At 71.2% G+C, this 1100-nt stretch carries 1 protein-coding gene; it reads left to right on the forward strand.

What is annotated here, in order from left to right; all coding sequences use genetic code 11:
- Positions 1-488 precede the first annotated feature (488 nt).
- Positions 489-1100, forward strand: a 612-nt coding sequence (locus Sru01_RS35065) for an RICIN domain-containing protein (RefSeq protein WP_239138080.1), incomplete at its 3' end; no start/stop codon positions are given.

Consider the following 1100-nt stretch of genomic DNA (forward strand, 5'->3'; position numbering starts at 1 on the left):
CGGAACCACGCGGGAGCGCGACCGACGCCGCGGACGGGCGGCCGCGTCACGGATGCGGCCGGGGTAGTGCGCCGTCGGCGCGGATGGGGGGCGGCCGCCTCGGGGACTCAGTGTGGAAATCAGTACGTAACATGTCAAGGCCGCAGTTGAACCGGTTCGCGGTCCGGCGGGCCTCCACCCCCCGTACAGGCGGCGTCGATGGCGATCGATGCCGGTGTCCGGCAGATGAATGTTTCATACCAAGGGACGATCCGCGACGGTGACCATGGCGCTGGTCGGCGCGGACGGCGGCGGCCCCCGCGCCCGCGGGCGAGCGGGCCGTTCCTTGACAGGGCGGCGCGCCGTCGTATTTGCTCCGCTGCACGTCAACCCCTGGCCGGGCCGTGGAAGGAGCAGAGTGGACCTCCGGCCGATGTTAGCGTTCACATTTGACCATGACCCGCCATCGGGCAGCCTCGGGGCGGATGTCGACCCAAGGAGTTAGAGACATGCCTCCTTCACCCCTTCCGACGCCCGGCGGGGCCGCGCGCCGGCGGCGGTCGCCGGTGGCCGTGACCGTCGGCGTGATCAGTACGCTGGCCACCGTCCTCGCCACCGCGCTGAGCTGGTCGGTGCCGGCCTCCGCCGCGGCGGCACCAGTGGTCGGCACGGGCTCCGGACGATGCCTGAGCGTCGCCAACAACTCAGACGCGCAAGGCACCGGCCTGCAGCTCTGGGACTGCAACGGCCAGAGCGGGCAGCAGTTCGAGTTCACCTCGGCCGGAGAGCTGCGCGTCTTCAACGGCAGCCGGTGCGTGGACGTGAACGGCGCGGGCACCGCGGACGGTACCGCGGTGATCATCTGGAGCTGCAACGGGCAGAACAACCAGAAGTGGCGGCTGAACTCCGACGGCAGCATCACCGCGGTCGGCGCGAACAAGTGCCTGGACGTGAGCGGCGCCGGCACCGCCAACGGCAGCAAGATCCAGATCTGGTCCTGCCACGGAGGTAGCAACCAGAAGTGGAGCACCGGCGGGGGCCCCGGCCCGTCGCCGTCCCCGTCGGCCTCGCCCTCGTCGCCCGGCGGCACCTGCGACCTGCCGTCGTCGTACCGCTGGACC

It is taken from the genome of Sphaerisporangium rufum, from assembly GCF_016863395.1.
Taxonomy (GTDB): Bacteria; Actinomycetota; Actinomycetes; order Streptosporangiales; family Streptosporangiaceae; genus Sphaerisporangium; species Sphaerisporangium rufum.